We start from the raw sequence: 2,595 nt of genomic DNA on the forward strand, positions 1-2,595 counted from the left end.
ATCAAATTCTTATCAGAACAATTTGTTAATTACGAAAAAACAAAAAAATTCCTCAAACCTGAAGGTTATGTAGAAGACCCAAAAGAGGCCATTGCTATGCGTGTTTTAACCGATGCGATGAAAAAAGAAATAAATGCGGCAAGTTTTGAAGCTGCTGCAATTTCTGCTGCTATGGATTTTGAAACACGTGCAGTAAAAGTGTATTCTGATCGAGCAGCTGAAGCTACAGATCCAAATGAAATAGAATTATACCAAATGCTTGCCGATTGGGAAAAATCACATCAGCACTTTTTACATGAAATTAATGAAGAATTGAAAGCTGATATTTGGAATGACAATAGTTTCTGGCCTTTCTAATGTTTCGACTTCGCTCAACATAAATTGACTTCGCTCAACATAAATTGACTTCGCTCAACATAAATTAATTCAGCTCTACATAAGTTGGCTTCTATAAATCTGAGAATCAAAAAAACAAGGGGACTTAAAAAAGTGTCCCTTTTTTTATTTAGTCATCCCTTAAAAACCATTTAAATTGTTAATAATCAGTTGATAACCTCTTTTGTTAGGTTGCTAAAACTGCAAGCAAATGCGTACCTTAGTTAAAAAGCTTGCAGATATGGTTGGAAAACAGGACAAAACACCTCAATTAAGTATTTTTGATACTCCCTTAAAAAGGTTTATCAATTTAGAGCATGAGTTGTGTATTTTATCTACACGAATAGATTGGGATTCTATAGAGAAAGAATTCTCAGTTTATTTTTCAGAAATAGGACGACCTTCTGTTCCTATTCGTAGAATGATAGGGTTGCTATTGTTAAAGCACATTTATAATTTAAGCGATGAAGCAATTGTTGACCGCTGGATTGAAAATCCATATTGGCAATATTTTAGTGGAGAGAAAGTTTTCCAAACTCAAAAGCCCTTTGATCCAACTGAGTTTATACATTTTAGAAATCGTATAGGCAAAGATGGTGCAGAAAAGTTATTGAAAGTATCGATTCAACTATTTGGCAAAGAGGCTCAAGAAAAAGAAGTCTTAATTGACAGTACCGTACAAGAAAAGAATATCACTTATCCAACCGATGCAAAACAACACAAACGTATTATTGAGAAAGTGAACAAGATAGCCAGACAAGAGGGAATCATATTACGTCAAACTTATACCAGGACTTTAAAGCAGCTGATGATAGATCAACGTTTTCATAATCATCCAAAAAGAAGAAAGAAAGCCAAAGCCGCCTTACGAAAAATAAAAACTATAGCTGGTCGCCAAGTCAGAGATATAGAAAGGCAATTTAGCCCAGATCAACAACAGAGGTATAAAGAACTATTCATCATTATCAACAAAATTTTAGCACAACAAAAAGGAGGTAAGAACAAGATTTACAGCATTCATGAGCCAGAGGTTAGTTGCATCGCAAAAGGTAAAGAAGCAAAGAAATTTGAGTTTGGAAATAAAACAGGAATAGTTTTAACTAAAACCACAAAAATAGTAGTTGGAGCCATTGCTTTTCAAAATAATCCTTACGATGGCCATACACTTGAAGAACATTTAAAGCAAACAGAATATTTAACTGGAAGAATGCCTAAAGTAGGGATTGTAGATAGAGGTTATCGAGGGAAAAAGAAAATTAATGATACCGAAATAATATCGCCATCTGCACCTAAAAAAGGAGCTACTCAATACGAAAAACAAAAAGCGAGGAAACGTTTTAGAGCCAGAGCAGGAATAGAACCGGTTATCGGTCACATTAAGCACGACCATAGAATGTTAAGGAATTATTTGAAAGGTGTAATTGGTGACCAATTAAATACACTTTTAGCGGGAACTGGGTTTAATTTAAAGAAAATGCTCAATAGAATTAAAGAGCAAATTCTTTTTGAACTATTTTATATCTTAAATTTTTGGAAACTGTTTTTTCAAAAAAATAAACTCTCAAAATATTGGGCTTTTTAAGGTTTGACTACTTAACTTCAAACCCATCCCACTTCTGATTTGGGAGCTCACTAATCCGACTTTCAAGCACTCTTGCCCAATCTGGTCCTCGTTTGCACCAGTCAATAAAAGTATCAACATCAATTTTTTCTCCATGGGCTTCAATATAAACCGAACCATCAGGTTTGTTTTGTACAAAGCCATTTACATGGCATTCTTTGGCTTTCTTTTTGGTATAATATCGAAATCCCACGCCTTGTACTTTTCCTGAAATTTTTATGCTGACTGTTTTTTTCATTAATCTATATTTCAGATATAACTCATTTCGAACGAAGTGAGAAATCTTATGCGGTTGAATACTAATACATAAAGATCTCTCGCAGATGCTCGAGATGAGAGTTCGGGGGTTTGCAAAGGTCTCATATTATTCCCCCAAACGATAAGACATTTGTTTATCGATTTTTTCAAAAAGCTTTAGCGGATTATAGGTTCGCCAATCCAAAGCATCAAATTCACCACCGAAAGAAATATAATAATCTAGGCGAGTAGCTTTTATTTCATCCAAATTATGTTCTAGAAAATTTAAACCTACTATCCAGCCCTCATCTAAATTATCGAACCACTCTTGATAATAACTATCATCATCGGCATGGAAATTC

4 protein-coding genes are annotated in these 2,595 nt (G+C 34.1%); 2 read left to right on the plus strand and 2 right to left on the minus strand.

Annotated features, from left to right (window positions below):
* Nucleotides 1-357 (plus strand): hypothetical protein (locus J7K39_03185; GenBank protein MCD6178887.1); only part of this gene is annotated, 357 nt, incomplete at its 5' end.
* A 229-nt stretch (nt 358-586) separates the two neighbouring features.
* Nucleotides 587-1,957, plus strand: a complete 1,371-nt coding sequence (locus J7K39_03190) for an IS5 family transposase (GenBank protein ID MCD6178888.1) — start codon at nt 587-589, stop codon at nt 1,955-1,957.
* A 7-nt stretch (nt 1,958-1,964) separates the two neighbouring features.
* Here J7K39_03190 and J7K39_03195 read toward each other — a convergent pair whose 3' ends face one another.
* Nucleotides 1,965-2,234, minus strand: coding sequence for an acylphosphatase (locus J7K39_03195; protein ID MCD6178889.1), 270 nt, complete (start codon nt 2,232-2,234; stop codon nt 1,965-1,967).
* A 126-nt stretch (nt 2,235-2,360) separates the two neighbouring features.
* On the minus strand, nt 2,361-2,595 hold a 235-nt coding region (locus J7K39_03200; protein MCD6178890.1), incomplete at its 5' end, for a hypothetical protein.

The organism is Bacteroidales bacterium, from assembly GCA_021157585.1.
GTDB lineage: Bacteria > Bacteroidota > Bacteroidia > Bacteroidales > UBA12170 > UBA12170.